The organism is Mycobacterium sp. THU-M104 (genome assembly GCF_049197365.1).
Classification (GTDB): Bacteria; Actinomycetota; Actinomycetes; order Mycobacteriales; family Mycobacteriaceae; genus Mycobacterium.
Map to the genome: position 1 here is coordinate 45,448 of NZ_JBMIOP010000104.1, position 16,886 is coordinate 62,333.

Genomic DNA, 16,886 nt, shown 5'->3' on the forward strand with positions numbered 1-16,886 from the left:
CGATCCACCAAAGACCGTCGGTCACCGAGAAATCGGTCGAAGGCCCGGGAGCATCCCGGCGGCCCGCGCAGGGGGGACGAGGCATCATCGCCGGCGATCGCCGGTGCACACGTGACGCCCCGGCCGCTGCTGCGCCGGGGCGTTCGTTGTTCTTCTGGTGGATCACCAGGGACACGATCACACCAGGAGGCATGCATGGCCAGGGCTGACAAGGCCACCGCCGTTGCAGACATCGTCGAGCACTTCAGGGGCTCGACAGCTACCCTGATCACCGAATACCGCGGTTTGACGGTGGCCAACCTGGCCGAGCTGCGCCGGTCGCTGGGCGCGTCGAGCACCTATTCGGTCGCGAAGAACACGCTGATCAAGAGGGCTGCGTCGGAGGCTGGGATCGAGGGTCTCGACGAGCTCTTCGTAGGCCCGACGGCTATCGCGTTCGTCACCGGCGAACCTGTCGACGCCGCCAAGGCGATCAAGACTTTCGCCAAGGAACACAAGGCGCTGGTCATCAAGGGCGGCTACATGGACGGCCGCGCGCTGACGGTCGCCGAAGTCGAGCGCATCGCCGACCTCGAGTCCCGCGAGGTGTTGCTGGCCAAGCTGGCCGGCGCCATGAAGGGCAACCTCGCCAAGGCGGCCGGACTGTTCAACGCGCCGGCCTCGCAGATCGCCCGGCTCGCGGCGGCGCTGCAGGAGAAGAAGGCCTCGCAGTCGGCTGCCGAGCCGGCTGCGGCACCGGCGTCACCATCAGCTTCGGAAGCCCCCACGGAATCTTCTGAGGCTCCGGCCGAAGCCGAATAAACCCCCAAACCGAAACCAGGAAGGACCCGCACCATGGCAAAGATGTCCAGCGACGAACTGCTCGACGCGTTCAAGGAAATGACCCTGTTGGAACTCTCGGACTTCGTCAAGAAGTTCGAGGAGACCTTCGAGGTCACCGCGGCCGCCCCGGTCGCCGTCGCCGCGGGAGGCCCGGCCGGCGGTGGTGCGCCCGCCGAAGCCGCCGAGGAGCAGACCGAGTTCGACGTCATCCTCGAGGGTGCCGGCGACAAGAAGATCGGCGTGATCAAGGTCGTCCGCGAGATCGTCTCCGGTCTGGGCCTCAAGGAGGCCAAGGACCTGGTCGACGCCGCGCCCAAGCCGCTGCTGGAGAAGGTCGCCAAGGAGGCCGCCGACGAGGCCAAAGCCAAGCTCGAGGCCGCCGGCGCCACCGTCACCGTCAAGTAAGTCCCGCGCGAAAACCCCCGGAACCGCATGTTCCGGGGGTTTCGTGTGCTCAGGCACCCATCGCGGACCGTTGCGAGACCTGATGCGGGGCTGCGCAACGGCGATGCCACACCCCGGGCGTGCGCTACAGTGACTCAAACCACACGAATCGGCAGGTGGTGGGCACACCCCGAGGACGGAAGGATTTCCCATGGGCGTTGCGATCGAGGTCAACGGATTGACCAAGTCCTTCGGCGCCTCGAGGATCTGGGAAGACGTGACACTGGACGTTCCCCCCGGGGAGGTCAGCGTCCTGCTCGGGCCGTCGGGTACCGGAAAGTCCGTCTTTCTGAAGTCCCTCATCGGGCTGTTGCGCCCGGAGCGCGGCTCGATCGTCATCGACGGCACCGACATCATGCAGTGCTCGGCGCGCGAGCTGTACGAGATCCGCACGCTGTTCGGCGTGATGTTCCAGGACGGTGCGCTGTTCGGGTCGATGAACCTGTTCGACAACGCGGCGTTCCCCCTGCGCGAGCACACCAAGAAGAAAGAAAGCGAAATCCGTGACATCGTCATGGAGAAGCTGCAGCTGGTGGGCTTGGGCGGCGACGAGAAGAAGTTCCCCGGCGAGATCTCCGGCGGTATGCGCAAGCGCGCCAGCCTGGCTCGGGCACTCGTGCTCGACCCCCAGATCATCCTGTGCGACGAGCCGGACTCGGGTCTGGACCCGGTGCGAACCGCATACCTGAGCCAGCTGATCCTGGACATCAACGCCCAGATCGACGCCACCGTGCTGATCGTGACGCACAACATCAACATCGCTCGCACCGTCCCGGACAACATGGGCATGTTGTTCCGCCGCAAGCTGGTCATGTTCGGGCCTCGTGAAGTGCTGCTGACCAGCGACGAGCCGGTTGTGCGGCAGTTCCTCAACGGCCGTCGGATCGGGCCCATCGGCATGTCCGAGGAGAAGGACGAAGCCACCATGGCCGAGGAGCAGGCCGCATTCGAAGCCGGCCAGCACGCCGGTGGCGTGGAGGAGATCGAGGGCGTCCCGCCGCAGATCGTGGCGTCCCCCGGCATGCCGGAGCGCAAGGCGGTGTCACGTCGCCAGGCCCGGGTGCGCGAGATGCTGCACACGCTGCCCAAGAAGGCTCAGGCCGCGATCCTCGACGACCTGGAGGGAACCCACAGGTACCAATCGCACGAGTTCGGCGGCTGAGGGGCAGGGCACGGCCGGGTTCGCCGAGAATTCGCCGCAACTTGCCGCCTCGCCCCCTTGACGACGAGGCTCAAACGGGTCAATCTGTTGGTCAGCATGTGTCCACGGGAAAGTCGAGACAGTCAGCGCCGATGTCCCGAAGGGCTGGGATTGATGGGCAGTTGAGGAATGAGCGGCCCTGCGCTATTGTTGGACGTTGCGCTGGCTACTTCCTGCCCACCTCACCTGCCACTGACATTGTGGTTCTAGGTTGAGTCGCCCTTTGCGGCTCAACTGTCTAGTTGCGTGCGTGAGATCTGGACAGTTCGTTTGCCGGCATAACCGACACAATGTCGCGGCAAACAGTTCCGGTGGCTGCCGGTTCCACGTGAGTCGCATGAGGTGCTGGAAGGATGCATCTTGGCAGGTTTCCGCCAGAACAAGACGGATCGCCCACAAAGTTCCTCGCAGGGAAGTTCCTCGAACGGCTCCGTGCCCGGGGCGCCAGACCGAATCTCCTTTGCCAAGCTGCGCGAACCTCTTGAGGTTCCGGGGCTGCTCGACGTTCAGACAGACTCGTTCGAGTGGCTGATCGGATCGCCGCGGTGGCGGGAGTCTGCGCTCGCGCGCGGCGATGTCGCTCCCAAGGGTGGCCTCGAAGAAGCCCTCGACGAGCTGTCGCCGATCGAGGACTTCTCCGGCTCGATGTCGCTGTCGTTCTCCGACCCGCGCTTCGACGAGGTCAAGGCGCCGGTCGACGAGTGCAAAGACAAGGACATGACGTACGCGGCCCCGCTGTTCGTCACGGCCGAGTTCATCAACAACAACACCGGCGAGATCAAGAGCCAGACGGTGTTCATGGGCGACTTCCCGATGATGACCGAGAAGGGCACTTTCATCATCAACGGGACCGAGCGCGTGGTGGTCAGCCAGTTGGTGCGCTCACCCGGTGTGTATTTCGACGAGACCATCGACAAGTCGACCGAGAAGCTGCTGCACAGCGTCAAGGTGATCCCGAGCCGGGGTGCCTGGCTGGAGTTCGACGTCGACAAGCGTGACACCGTCGGGGTGCGCATCGACCGCAAGCGCCGCCAGCCCGTCACCGTGCTGCTCAAGGCGCTGGGCTGGACCAGCGAGCAAATCACCGAGCGGTTCGGGTTCTCCGAGATCATGATGTCGACGCTGGAGAAGGACAGCACCGCCGGCACCGACGAGGCGCTGCTGGACATCTACCGCAAGCTGCGTCCGGGCGAACCCCCGACCAAGGAGTCCGCGCAGAACCTGCTGGAGAACCTGTTCTTCAAGGAGAAGCGCTACGACCTGGCCCGCGTCGGCCGCTACAAGGTCAACAAGAAGCTGGGGCTCAGCGCCCAGCCGGCCCAGACGTCGTCGACCACGCTGACCCAAGAGGACGTCGTCGCCACGATCGAGTACCTGGTGCGCCTGCACCACGCCGCTCAAGATGGCCAGCCCGCGGTCATGACCGTCCCGGGCGGGGTCGAGGTGCCGGTGGAAACCGACGACATCGACCACTTCGGCAACCGCCGGTTACGCACGGTGGGCGAGCTGATCCAGAACCAGATCCGGGTCGGCATGTCCCGGATGGAGCGCGTGGTCCGCGAGCGGATGACCACCCAGGACGTCGAGGCGATCACGCCGCAGACCCTGATCAACATCCGGCCGGTGGTCGCCGCGATCAAGGAGTTCTTCGGCACCAGCCAGCTGTCGCAGTTCATGGACCAGAACAATCCGCTGTCGGGTCTGACGCACAAGCGCCGCCTGTCGGCGCTGGGACCGGGCGGTCTGTCCCGTGAGCGTGCGGGCCTCGAGGTCCGGGACGTACACCCGTCGCACTACGGCCGGATGTGCCCGATCGAGACCCCGGAAGGCCCCAACATCGGCCTGATCGGGTCGCTGTCGGTGTACGCCCGGGTCAACCCGTTCGGGTTCATCGAGACGCCGTACCGCAAGGTCGTCGATGGTGTGGTCACCGACGAGATCCACTACCTGACCGCCGACGAGGAAGACCGTCACGTGGTCGCCCAGGCCAACTCGCCGATCGCCGACGAGGGTGAGAACAAGGGCCGGTTCGTCGAGTCGCGGGTGCTGGTGCGGCGCAAGGCCGGCGAGGTGGAGTACGTCGCCTCGTCCGAGGTGGACTACATGGACGTCTCGCCGCGCCAGATGGTGTCGGTGGCGACCGCGATGATCCCGTTCCTCGAGCACGACGACGCCAACCGTGCCCTGATGGGCGCCAACATGCAGCGCCAGGCGGTTCCGCTGGTGCGCAGCGAGGCGCCGCTGGTGGGCACCGGCATGGAATTGCGCGCGGCGATCGACGCCGGCGATGTCGTCGTCGCCGAGAAGGCCGGGGTGATCGAGGAGGTTTCCGCCGACTACATCACCGTGATGGCCGATGACGGCACCCGGCACACCTACCGGATGCGCAAGTTCGCGCGATCCAACCACGGCACGTGCGCCAACCAGTCGCCGATCGTGGACGCCGGCGACCGGGTTGAGGCCGGCCAGGTGCTGGCCGACGGCCCGTGCACCGAGAACGGCGAAATGGCGCTCGGCAAGAACCTGCTGGTGGCCATCATGCCGTGGGAGGGTCACAACTACGAGGATGCGATCATCCTGTCCAACCGCCTCGTCGAGGAGGACGTGCTGACCTCGATCCACATCGAGGAGCACGAGATCGACGCCCGTGACACCAAGCTGGGCGCCGAGGAGATCACCCGGGACATCCCGAACGTCTCCGACGAGGTGCTCGCCGACCTCGACGAGCGCGGCATCGTCCGCATCGGCGCCGAGGTCCGCGACGGCGACATCCTGGTCGGCAAGGTCACCCCGAAGGGGGAGACCGAGCTGACTCCCGAGGAGCGCCTGCTGCGCGCGATCTTCGGGGAGAAGGCCCGGGAGGTCCGCGACACCTCGCTGAAGGTGCCGCACGGCGAGTCCGGCAAGGTGATCGGCATCCGGGTGTTCTCCCGGGAGGACGACGACGAGCTGGCCGCGGGTGTCAACGAGCTGGTGCGTGTCTACGTGGCCCAGAAGCGGAAGATCTCCGACGGCGACAAGCTGGCCGGACGGCATGGCAACAAGGGCGTCATCGGCAAGATCCTGGCGGCCGAGGACATGCCGTTCCTGCCCGACGGAACCCCGGTGGACATCATCCTCAACACGCACGGGGTGCCGCGACGGATGAACATCGGCCAGATCCTGGAGACCCACCTCGGGTGGGTGGCCAAGTCCGGCTGGAATATCGAGGGTTCGCCCTCCTGGGCGGTCAACCTGCCCGAGGAGTTGCTGCACGCCGAGCCCGACCAGATCGTCGCGACCCCGGTTTTCGACGGCGCCAAGGAGGAGGAGCTGCAGGGCCTGCTCTCGTCCACGCTGCCCAACCGCGACGGTGAAGTGCTGGTCGACGGTGACGGCAAGGCGAGGTTGTTCGACGGGCGCAGCGGCGAACCGTTCCCGTACCCGGTCACGGTCGGCTACATGTACATCATGAAGCTGCACCACTTGGTGGACGACAAGATCCACGCCCGCTCCACCGGCCCGTATTCGATGATCACCCAGCAGCCGTTGGGCGGTAAGGCTCAGTTCGGTGGTCAGCGGTTCGGCGAGATGGAGTGCTGGGCCATGCAGGCCTACGGCGCCGCCTACACGCTGCAGGAGCTGTTGACCATCAAGTCCGACGACACCGTCGGCCGGGTCAAGGTCTACGAGGCGATCGTCAAGGGCGAGAACATTCCCGAACCCGGCATCCCCGAGTCGTTCAAGGTGCTGCTCAAGGAGCTGCAGTCGCTGTGCCTCAACGTCGAGGTGCTGTCGTCCGACGGTGCGGCGATCGAGCTGCGCGAAGGCGAGGACGAAGACCTGGAGCGGGCCGCGGCGAATCTAGGAATCAACCTGTCGCGCAACGAATCCGCATCTGTTGAGGATTTTGCGTAACCAAGTCGGTAATTAATCCCGCAAGGGGAAAGGGAGTTACGTGCTCGACGTCAACTTCTTCGATGAACTCCGCATCGGTCTGGCCACCGCGGAGGACATCAGGCAATGGTCTTACGGCGAGGTCAAAAAGCCGGAGACGATCAACTACCGGACGCTGAAGCCGGAGAAGGACGGCCTGTTCTGCGAGAAGATCTTCGGACCGACTCGCGACTGGGAGTGCTACTGCGGCAAGTACAAACGCGTCCGGTTCAAGGGCATCATCTGTGAGCGCTGCGGCGTCGAGGTGACCCGCGCCAAGGTGCGCCGCGAGCGGATGGGCCACATCGAGTTGGCCGCGCCCGTCACGCACATCTGGTACTTCAAGGGCGTGCCGTCGCGGTTGGGTTACCTGCTCGACCTGGCCCCGAAGGATCTCGAGAAGATCATCTACTTCGCGGCCTACGTGATCACCTCGGTCGACGAAGAAATGCGGCACAACGAGTTGTCGACGCTCGAGGCCGAGATGATGGTGGAGCGCAAGGCCGTCGAGGACCAGCGTGACGCCGACCTCGAGGCGCGGGCACAGAAGCTCGAGGCCGACTTGGCCGAGCTGGAGGCCGAGGGCGCCAAAGCCGACGCGCGGCGCAAAGTGCGCGACGGGGGCGAGCGGGAGATGCGCCAGCTCCGTGACCGTACCCAGCGTGAGCTGGACCGGCTGGAGGAGATCTGGAACACCTTCACCAAGCTGGCGCCCAAGCAGCTGATCGTCGACGAGAACCTCTACCGCGAGATCGTCGACCGCTACGGCGAGTACTTCACGGGCGCGATGGGTGCGGAGTCGATCCAGAAGCTGATCGAGAACTTCGACATCGACGCCGAAGCCGAAATCCTGCGGGATGTCATCCGAAACGGTAAGGGGCAGAAGAAGCTTCGCGCCCTCAAGCGGCTCAAGGTGGTCGCCGCGTTCCAGCAGTCGGGCAACTCGCCGATGGGTATGGTGCTCGACGCGGTGCCGGTGATCCCGCCGGAGCTGCGTCCGATGGTGCAGCTCGACGGTGGCCGGTTCGCCACGTCGGACCTCAACGACCTGTACCGACGGGTGATCAACCGCAACAACCGGCTCAAGAGGCTGATCGACCTTGGTGCGCCCGAGATCATCGTCAACAACGAGAAGCGGATGCTGCAGGAGTCCGTCGACGCGCTGTTCGACAACGGCCGCCGCGGCCGCCCGGTCACCGGGCCGGGCAACCGCCCGCTGAAGTCGCTGAGCGACTTGCTCAAAGGCAAACAGGGCCGGTTCCGTCAGAACCTGCTCGGCAAGCGCGTCGACTACTCGGGCCGCAGTGTCATCGTGGTCGGCCCGCAGCTCAAGCTGCACCAGTGCGGTCTGCCCAAGCTGATGGCGCTGGAGCTGTTCAAGCCGTTCGTGATGAAGCGGCTCGTCGACCTCAACCACGCGCAGAACATCAAGAGCGCCAAACGGATGGTGGAGCGTCAGCGTCCGCAGGTGTGGGACGTGCTCGAAGAGGTCATCGCCGAGCACCCGGTGCTGCTGAACCGCGCGCCCACGCTGCACCGCCTGGGTATCCAGGCTTTTGAGCCGATGCTGGTGGAAGGCAAGGCGATTCAGCTGCACCCGTTGGTATGTGAGGCGTTCAACGCCGATTTCGACGGCGACCAGATGGCCGTACACCTGCCGCTTTCCGCGGAGGCGCAGGCCGAGGCGCGCATCCTGATGCTGTCGTCCAACAACATCCTGTCGCCGGCGTCCGGCCGCCCGCTGGCCATGCCGCGACTCGACATGGTGACCGGGCTGTACTTCTTGACCACCGAGATCGACGGCGAAGCCGGCGAATACGTTGCGGCTGCGAAGGACCGTCCGGAGGTGGGCGTGTACTGCTCGCCGGCCGAGGCCATCATGGCGTTCGACCGCGGCGTGCTGTCGGTGCGGGCCAAGATCAAGGTGCGGCTGACGCAGCTGCGTCCGCCGGCCGAGATCGAGGCCGAGTTGTTCGGCGTCAACGGCTGGCGGTCGGGCGATGCCTGGACCGCCGAGACCACATTGGGCCGCGTGCTGTTCAACGAACTGCTGCCGCACGGCTATCCGTTCGTGAACAAGCAGATGCACAAGAAGGTGCAGGCCGCAATCATCAACGACCTGGCCGAGCGCTTCCCGATGATCGTGGTCGCGCAGACCGTCGACAAGCTCAAGGACGCCGGCTTCTACTGGGCGACCCGAAGCGGCGTCACGGTCTCGATGGCCGACGTGCTGGTGCCGCCGCGCAAGAAGGAGATCCTCGACCATTACGAGGAGCGCGCCGACAAGCTCGAAAAGCAGTTCCAGCGTGGTGCTCTGAACCACGACGAGCGCAACGAGGCGCTGGTGGAGATCTGGAAGGAAGCCACCGACGAGGTCGGGCAGGCGCTTCGCGAGCACTACCCCAGCGACAACCCGATCATCACGATCGTCGACTCGGGCGCCACGGGTAACTTCACTCAGACCCGAACGCTGGCCGGCATGAAGGGTCTGGTGACCAACCCCAAGGGTGAGTTCATCCCGCGTCCGGTCAAGTCGTCCTTCCGTGAGGGGCTGACCGTGCTGGAGTACTTCATCAACACCCACGGTGCCCGAAAGGGCTTGGCAGACACCGCGTTGCGCACCGCTGACTCCGGTTACCTGACCCGTCGTCTGGTGGACGTCAGCCAGGACGTCATCGTGCGAGAGCACGACTGCCAGACCGAGCGCGGCATCGTCGTCGAACTGGCCGAGCGCCAGCCGGACGGAACGCTGATCCGCGACCCGTACATCGAAACCTCGGCGTACGCGCGGACGCTGGGCGCCGATGCCCTCGACGAGGCCGGCAACGTCGTCATCGCCCGCGGCGAGGACCTCGGCGACCCGTCGATCGACGCCCTGCTGGCGGCGGGCATCACGTCGGTCAAGGTGCGCTCGGTGCTGACGTGCACCACCGGCACCGGTGTGTGCGCGACGTGCTATGGGCGGTCCATGGCGACCGGCAAGCTGGTCGACATCGGGGAAGCTGTCGGGATCGTGGCCGCCCAGTCCATCGGCGAGCCCGGGACCCAGCTGACCATGCGCACCTTCCACCAGGGTGGGGTGGGTGAGGACATCACCGGCGGTCTGCCCCGGGTGCAGGAGTTGTTCGAGGCGCGGGTGCCGCGCGGCAAGGCGCCGATCGCCGACGTCACCGGGCGGGTCCATCTCGAGGACGGAGAGCGCTTCTACAAGATCACCCTCGTCCCCGACGACGGCGGCGAGGAGGTCGTCTACGACAAGCTCTCCAAGCGGCAGCGTCTGCGGGTGTTCAAGCACGAGGACGGTTCCGAGCGAGTGCTGTCCGACGGCGACCACGTCGAGGTGGGCCAGCAGCTCATGGAAGGCTCGGCCGACCCGCACGAGGTGCTGCGCGTGCAGGGCCCCCGCCAGGTGCAGATCCACCTGGTCCGCGAGGTCCAGGAGGTCTACCGCGCTCAGGGTGTGTCGATCCACGACAAGCACATCGAGGTGATCGTCCGGCAGATGCTGCGCCGCGTCACCATCATCGACTCGGGCGCGACGGAGTTCCTGCCCGGCTCGCTGATCGACCGTGCGGAGTTCGAGGCGGAGAACCGCCGGGTGGTGGCCGAGGGCGCCGAGCCCGCGGCCGGCCGCCCGGTGCTGATGGGTATCACGAAGGCGAGCCTGGCCACCGACTCATGGCTTTCTGCGGCGTCCTTCCAGGAAACCACGCGGGTGCTGACCGACGCGGCGATCAACTGCCGCAGCGACAAGCTGCAGGGTCTGAAGGAGAACGTGATCATCGGGAAGCTGATCCCGGCCGGTACGGGCATCAACCGCTACCGCAACATCGCGGTGCAGCCCACCGAGGAGGCCCGGGCGGCGGCGTACACCATCCCGTCCTACGAGGACCAGTACTACAGCCCGGACTTCGGCCAGGCCGCGGGCGCCGCGGTTCCGCTGGACGACTACGGGTACAGCGACTACCGGTAGTCAGGCGTTACGCCGAGCGTCACGTCAGCGTGGCCGTCGTGTCCCGACGTCACGCTGGCGTGACGTTCCGCGCCGGTGGGGCTCAATACACTGGCCGACGTGCCATCGGTTCGCATGTCAGCCCGACGGACCCGTTGGCCGCGGCAACGGCCGAGGGCGCGGACGTGGTGCAGATCTTTCTCGGCAACCCCAAGAGCTGGAAGGCGCCCAAGCCGCGCGACGACGCGGCAACGCTCAGGGCCATCACCGGTCGCATCGACCTGGTCCACTGCAACGACTCCGGGGACGCCGCCGGCTCGGGCCGTGAGCGCCACGCCAACCTGAGCAGCGGCCAGATCGACACCGAGCATCTTGTCGCGGCCGTGAAAGCCGCGGACGCGCCGGTCATCTGGGAAACCGCCGCCGAAGGCCGCAAGGGCGACATCGCTTTCCTGCGCGAATCCCTGCGCTGAACAACGCAGTCAGGGGGCCGGATCTAGCACGGGTTGGCAGCTGTCTGACAGACACGTCGGAAGTTTCTTGATGCACGTTTGACCGCCCGACGGCGGGTTATTCTGCGTTGTCGAACGCTTCTCACGCGGCCCAGCGAGCCGGTAGGGGCTGGTTCGGTGTGCGGGAGGTTGCTGACGTTGGATTTCGGGGCGCTGCCCCCGGAGGTAAATTCGGGCCGGATGTATGCCGGCCCGGGGTCGGCGCCGCTACTGGCCGCCGCAGCAGCATGGGACGGGCTGGCTGCGGAGTTGGAAGTAACGGCGGCCGGGTACATGTCCGCCGTCGGCGACCTGACCACGACCACATGGCTGGGCCCGACCTCGGCGGCGCTGGCCGCGGCGGCGGGCCGGCATATCGCCTGGATGTTGGCCACCGCGGCTCAGGCCGAGCGGACCGCTGCGGCTGCTCAGCAAGCCGGGGCTGCCTTCGAGACGGCTTTTGCGTTGACGGTGCCCCCGCCGGTGATCGCGGTCAATCGGACGACGTTGTCGGCGCTGATCACCACCAACTTCTTCGGTCAGAACACCCCCGGGATCGCCGCGACCGAGGCCCAATACGCCCAGATGTGGGCTGAGGACGCCGCCGCGATGTACGGCTACGCCGCGGCGTCGACCCGCGCGTCGGCGAACTTGCAACCCTTCGTCGCACCGCCGCGGGCCACCAACCCGGTCGAGCAGACCTTCGCAGTGGCTCACACCGTCGGCAGCGTGAGCGCGGCATGGCGAACCGCTCTGCCCGGATTCGAGATGAGTCTGCCGCAACTGCCCGAGACCGCGGCGGCTTCCGGCGCGCAGGGTGTGCCGCTGTTCGGCTTGACCCCGCTGCTGAGCTTGTCACCCGTCTTCGGCGTGGAAGGTTTGCTGGGTCCGACGCTCCTCGGGCAGAACGCGTTCTTCCTCGCCACCGCGGGATTCCGAGCAAACTCCCAGGTCAACTTGGGTACCAGGATCCAAGGGATCAAGCAAAGCGTCGAACGGCGAGACGCCGCGGCCGAGAAATTCGCCAGACACCAGGCCGAGAAGCTCGGTGCCGGGCACGAGCAGGCCTATCGGATTTCGGCGGCGATGGGTCAGGCCGCAGCAGCCGGACCGTTGTCGGTGCCGGTGAGTTGGGCCCGCGAGCCAGCGGTGTTCAGCCCAGCCGCGGCGTCGTCGTCGACGGAGTTCGTTACGGTCGCCGGAGCCGCCTCGCCCACGCCGCCGGAATCGATGTCGGGCAGCACTTTCAGCCAGGGGTTGATGGCCGCGCTGTCCAACGAATCCCGCGACCCGGTGCACCCGAAAACCAAACCGGCGCTGGTGCACAACCAGTCCTCCGAACGGGCGGGCCGCTCAGGAACCAGAAGTTGACGAAGAGAGGACCTACAGAATGGATTTTGGAGCGCTGCCCCCGGAGGTCAACTCCGGGCGCCTGTACACCGGTCCGGGAGCGGCGCCGCTGCTTGCCGCCGCGACGGCGTGGGAGCATTTGGCCGACGAACTCAATTTCGCGGCGGCGGCGTACCGGGCGGTGATCGCCAACCTGACCAGTTCGGGGTGGCAGGGAGCATCGTCGGCCGCGATGGCCCGCGCCGCCGGCCCCTACCTCGCCTGGCTGCAGGGCACCGCCGCGCAGGCCGAGCAGACTGCCGAGCAGGCCAAGACGGCCGCGGCGGCCTATGAAGCGGCCTTCGCGATGACGGTTCCCCCGCCTCTGATCGCAGCCAATCGCGTCGAGGTGGCGGCGCTGATCGCGGGAAACTTCTTCGGTCAGAACAGCCCGGCGATCGCGGCCGCCGAAGCTGACTACGACGAGATGTGGGCGCACAACGCTGCAGTCATGTACGGGTATGCGGGCTCGTCAGCGGCGGCATCGCAGGTGGCTCCATTCCACCCGGCACCGCGGACCACCAATCCGACCGGATCGGTCGCCCAGTCCGCGACGCTGGCACAGGCCGGCGCCGGTCGCGCCAACACCGTTGCCGGGCTTGGCAACGTCCTGGCGCAGCCGGCAGCCGCATCGAACTCCGCGGCCCCGTCGTCGGGCGTTGTGCCGACCATCGCCGGACAGCCGATCTCCACGTACGGTCTGGAAGGGGGCACCTCGGCGCTGTCGGTGAACGACGAAGCCTGGCGTCTCATCGCACTGGCGTCGCGGCTCACCGGTTTCCGCACCAGCGCGCTGCGCGACTTCGCCCAGGGCATCGGCCCGTTCGACCCCATTTTCGGGATCCCGACGTCGTCGGGCGTCTCGTCGGCCTCGGCGGTGATGGGTCGGGCGAGCAACGTGGGCGCGCTGTCGATACCGCCCACCTGGACGGTGACCGCCGCCCAGGGTGCGGAGGCCACTGCGGCGACGCTGCCGGTCACCGCCGCAGCAGAGACGGCGGGCATGCCCGGAACCATGCTGTTCGGCGAGACGCTACTCGGCACTTTGGCGGGCCGGGTGATCAGCGCGGCTGCGGCCAAGGGGCGGGACGATAAGACGACCAACAAGAACAAGGTGGTCCCGCGTTCTCCGGCCGCCGGGTGACGTCCGGTTCCGCAGCGTGCGGAGGCGGCATCGTGGAACGGGGGCGCCGGCCGCGGGTTGTGCCCCGACGGCTTTCCGCGGCGTTGGGGCGCACCTACCCGAGGCAGCGCGAAAAGTCCGGGCCACGAACTTTATGTTACATTTATTGTTCGGTTGTCGGAAAAATGTAATACTGCCCGCATGTCAGATACCCACGCCGTCATCAATCAGGTTCCGCCCCTGGAGGACTACAACCCCGCGATGTCCCCGGTGCTTGTCGAGGCCCTGATCCGCGAAGGCGGCCAGTGGGGTCTGGACGAGGTCAACCAGGTCGGGGCGCTCTCGTCCACCCGCGAGGCTCGGCGCTGGGGCGAGCTCGCCGACCGCAACCGGCCGGTCCTGCACACCCACGACCGCTTCGGGTACCGCGTCGACGAGGTGGAGTACGACCCCGCCTACCACGAGCTCATGCGCGCGGTCATCTCCCATGGGCTGTTTGCTGCGCCGTGGGCGGACCCCAGACCGGGTGCGCATGTGGTGCGTGCGGCCAAGACCGCGGCGTGGACGGCTGAACCCGGCACCAGATGTCCGATGGCGATGACCTATGCCGTGGTACCGGCGCTGCGCCACAATCCCGAGCTGGCGGCGGTTTACGAGCCGCTGCTGACCAGCCGCGAGTATGACCCGCAGTCGTTGGTTCCCGCGGCAAAGCGTGGCATCACCGCGGGCATGTCGATGACCGAAAAGCAGGGAGGTTCGGACGTGCGTACCAACGCCACGCACGCCGTCCCCAATGCCGACCGCAGCTACAGCCTGACCGGGCACAAGTGGTTCACTTCGGCGCCGATGTCTGATGTGTTCCTGGTGTTGGCGCAGGCAGCGGGCGGGTTGTCGTGTTTCCTGCTGCCGCGCATCCTTCCCGACGGCACCCGCAACCGGATGTTCCTGCAGCGGCTCAAGGACAAGCTGGGCAACCACGCCAACGCCTCCAGCGAGGTCGAATACGACGGCGCGATCGCGTGGCTGGTGGGCGAGGAGGGTCGCGGCGTGCCCACCATCATCGAGATGGTCAACCTCACCCGACTGGACAACGTGCTGGCCAGCGCGACGAACATGCGCACTGGACTCACCCAGGCCGTTCACCACGCCCAGCACCGAAAGGCCTTCGGCGCCTACCTGATCGACCAGCCGCTGATGCGCAACGTGCTCGCCGACCTGGCCGTCGAGGCCGAGGCTGCAACCATGGTCGCGATGCGGATGGCCGGGGCCACCGACAACGCGGTGCGCGGCGATCAGACCGAGGCGCTGCTGCTCCGGATCGGCCTGCCGGCCAGCAAGTACTGGGTGTGCAAACAAGCCACCCCGCAGGTGGCCGAGGCGATGGAGTGCCTGGGCGGCAACGGCTATGTCGAGGAGTCTGGCATGCCGCGGCTCTACCGCGAGGCTCCGTTGATGGGGATCTGGGAGGGTTCGGGCAACGTGACCGCCCTGGACGCGCTCCGTGCGATGGCCACGCGACCGGAATCTGTCGAGGTGCTGTTCGACGACTTGTCGACGACCGCCGGGCAGGATCCGCGCTTGGACGCCCATGTGCGCCGGTTGCGGGAGCGCCTCGGGGGATCCGTACCTCTGGAGTGGGGTGCTCGCAGCGTGGCCGAAGACATCTGCCTGGCGCTGCAAGGCACGCTTCTGGTAGGCCACGGTCATCCTGCGGTCGCCGAGGCGTTTTTGGCCTCCCGGATGGGCGGGCGGCGGCGTGGCGCGTACGGGACGTTACCCGTGGATTTGGACCTGGATCCGATTCTCGAACGTGCATCGGTTCAGCGCTGACGCTCGCGACCGATGTCGGCTTCCCGAACGAACCGTCATTACATGTCTTGTGCAGTTGTTGGAAAAATGTAATACTACCCGCATGCCAGACACCCACGTCGTCACCAACCAGGTTCCGCCCCTGGAGAACTACAACCCCGCCGCTCTCCCGGTCCTCGTGGAAGCGCTTATCCGCGAGGGTGGGCAATGGGGCGTGGACGAGGTCAACGAGGTCGGCGTACTGTCCGGATCCGAACAGGGGCAGCGCTGGGGCGAGCTGGCCGAACGCAACCGGCCGATCCTGCACACCCACGACCGGTACGGGTTCCGCGTCGACGAGGTGGAGTACGACCCGGCGTACCACGAGTTGATGCGCGCCGCGATCGCCCACGGTCTGCATGCCGCACCGTGGTCCGACGAACGTCCGGGCGCTCACGTCGTCCGTGCGGCCAAGATGTCGGCGTGGAACTGCGAGCCCGGCCACGTCTGCCCGATCTCGATGACCTATGCCGTCGTTCCGGCGCTGCGCCACAACCCGCAACTGGCAGCGGTCTACGAGCCGTTGCTCACCAGTCGCGACTACGACCCGGAACTGAAACTGGCCACCTTCAAGCCGGGTATCACCGCGGGTATGTCGATGACGGAGAAGCAGGGCGGATCCGACGTCCGTGCCGGAACCACCCAGGCCACCCCCAACGGTGACGGCACCTACAGCCTCACCGGTCACAAGTGGTTCACCTCGGCGCCGATGTGCGACATCTTCCTGGTTCTCGCGCAAGCACCGGGCGGGTTGTCGTGTTTCCTGCTGCCCCGCATTCTTCCCGACGGAACCCTCAACCGGATGTTCCTGCAACGACTCAAGGACAAGCTGGGCAACCGCGCCAACGCCTCCAGCGAGGTCGAATACGACAGCGCGGTGGCATGGCTGGTGGGGGAAGAGGGCCGCGGCGTCCCGACCATCATCGAGATGGTCAACCTCACCCGGCTGGACTGCACCCTGGGCAGCGCGACCAGCATGCGCACCGGCGTGACCCGCGCGGTGCACCATGCCCAGCACCGGAAAGCCTTCGGCGAGTACCTGATCGACCAGCCGCTGATGCGCAACGTCCTCGCCGACCTGGCGGTCGAGGCCGAGGCCGCAACCATGGTCGCGATGCGGATGGCCGGCGCCACCGACAAAGCGGTGCGCGGCGATGCGACCGAGGCGCTCTTCCGCCGTATCGGCCTGGCGGCCAGCAAGTACTGGGTGTGCAAACGTTCCACCCCGCACGCCGCCGAGGCGCTGGAATGCCTGGGCGGCAACGGATACGTCGAGGAGTCCGGGATGCCGCGGCTGTTCCGCGAGGCGCCGCTGATGGGGATCTGGGAGGGTTCGGGCAACGTCAGCGCGCTGGACACGCTGCGTGCCATGGCGACTCGCCCCGAATCCGTCGAGGTGCTCTTCAGTGAACTCGAGAATGGTGCCACCCAGGACGCGCGGCTGCGCGCCCACGTCGAGCGTCTGCGCAGTGAGTTGGGCGACCTCGACACCATCGGTTACCGCGCCCGTAAGGTCGCCGAGGACATCTGCCTGGCTCTGCAGGGCGCATTGCTGGTGCGCCACGGGCACCCCGCGGTCGCCGAGGCCTTCCTGACCACGCGGCTCGACGGCCGGTGGGGCGGCGCTTTCGGCACCATGCCCGCCGGGCTCGACGTCTCACCCATCCTGGAGCGCGCCCTGGTCAAGGGTTGAGCCGCAGC

General features: G+C 66.8%; 10 protein-coding genes. All 10 read left to right on the forward strand.

Translation table 11 applies throughout. From position 1 onward, the window contains the following. Positions 1–195: 195 nt before the first annotated feature. Positions 196–801, forward strand: coding sequence for a 50S ribosomal protein L10 (rplJ, locus tag ACOJVU_RS09655; protein WP_421529566.1), 606 nt, complete (start codon positions 196–198; stop codon positions 799–801). A 33-nt stretch (positions 802–834) separates the two neighbouring features. Then, the gene (rplL, locus tag ACOJVU_RS09660; RefSeq protein ID WP_421529567.1) at positions 835–1,227 is read left to right on the forward strand and encodes a 50S ribosomal protein L7/L12; all 393 of its coding nucleotides are present in this window, start codon (positions 835–837) and stop codon (positions 1,225–1,227) included. A 190-nt stretch (positions 1,228–1,417) separates the two neighbouring features. Next, entirely contained in the window at positions 1,418–2,428 is a 1,011-nt protein-coding gene (locus ACOJVU_RS09665) for an ABC transporter ATP-binding protein (protein ID WP_421529568.1), read from the forward strand. Between the two features lie 399 nt (positions 2,429–2,827). Further along, positions 2,828–6,364 (forward strand): DNA-directed RNA polymerase subunit beta, encoded by a 3,537-nt coding sequence (locus ACOJVU_RS09670; RefSeq protein WP_421529569.1) that lies wholly within the window; start codon positions 2,828–2,830, stop codon positions 6,362–6,364. A gap of 40 nt (positions 6,365–6,404) precedes the next feature. Next, positions 6,405–10,355, forward strand: coding sequence for a DNA-directed RNA polymerase subunit beta' (locus ACOJVU_RS09675; protein WP_421529570.1), 3,951 nt, complete (start codon positions 6,405–6,407; stop codon positions 10,353–10,355). A 104-nt stretch (positions 10,356–10,459) separates the two neighbouring features. Then, the gene (locus ACOJVU_RS09680) at positions 10,460–10,807 is read left to right on the forward strand and encodes a hypothetical protein (protein WP_421529597.1); all 348 of its coding nucleotides are present in this window, start codon (positions 10,460–10,462) and stop codon (positions 10,805–10,807) included. Between the two features lie 177 nt (positions 10,808–10,984). Continuing rightward, positions 10,985–12,196: a PPE family protein gene (locus ACOJVU_RS09685; RefSeq protein ID WP_421529571.1), complete on the forward strand. Its 1,212-nt coding sequence runs from the start codon at positions 10,985–10,987 to the stop codon at positions 12,194–12,196. 19 nt (positions 12,197–12,215) lie between these two features. Beyond that, the gene (locus ACOJVU_RS09690) at positions 12,216–13,358 is read left to right on the forward strand and encodes a PPE family protein (RefSeq protein ID WP_421529572.1); all 1,143 of its coding nucleotides are present in this window, start codon (positions 12,216–12,218) and stop codon (positions 13,356–13,358) included. Between the two features lie 180 nt (positions 13,359–13,538). After that, positions 13,539–15,167, forward strand: coding sequence for an acyl-CoA dehydrogenase family protein (locus tag ACOJVU_RS09695; protein WP_421529573.1), 1,629 nt, complete (start codon positions 13,539–13,541; stop codon positions 15,165–15,167). Positions 15,168–15,249: 82 nt separating this feature from the next. Beyond that, positions 15,250–16,878 (forward strand): acyl-CoA dehydrogenase family protein, encoded by a 1,629-nt coding sequence (locus ACOJVU_RS09700; protein ID WP_421529574.1) that lies wholly within the window; start codon positions 15,250–15,252, stop codon positions 16,876–16,878. The last annotated feature ends 8 nt before the right edge of the window (positions 16,879–16,886 follow it).

Coding starts and splice junctions, on each gene's coding strand:
- ACOJVU_RS09695 (WP_421529573.1), top strand. CDS start 13,539: ATGTCAGATACCCACGCCGTCATCAATCAGGTTCCGCCCCTGGAGGAC.
- rplL (WP_421529567.1), top strand. CDS start 835: ATGGCAAAGATGTCCAGCGACGAACTGCTCGACGCGTTCAAGGAAATG.
- ACOJVU_RS09690 (WP_421529572.1), top strand. CDS start 12,216: ATGGATTTTGGAGCGCTGCCCCCGGAGGTCAACTCCGGGCGCCTGTAC.
- ACOJVU_RS09665 (WP_421529568.1), top strand. CDS start 1,418: ATGGGCGTTGCGATCGAGGTCAACGGATTGACCAAGTCCTTCGGCGCC.
- ACOJVU_RS09700 (WP_421529574.1), top strand. CDS start 15,250: ATGCCAGACACCCACGTCGTCACCAACCAGGTTCCGCCCCTGGAGAAC.
- rplJ (WP_421529566.1), top strand. CDS start 196: ATGGCCAGGGCTGACAAGGCCACCGCCGTTGCAGACATCGTCGAGCAC.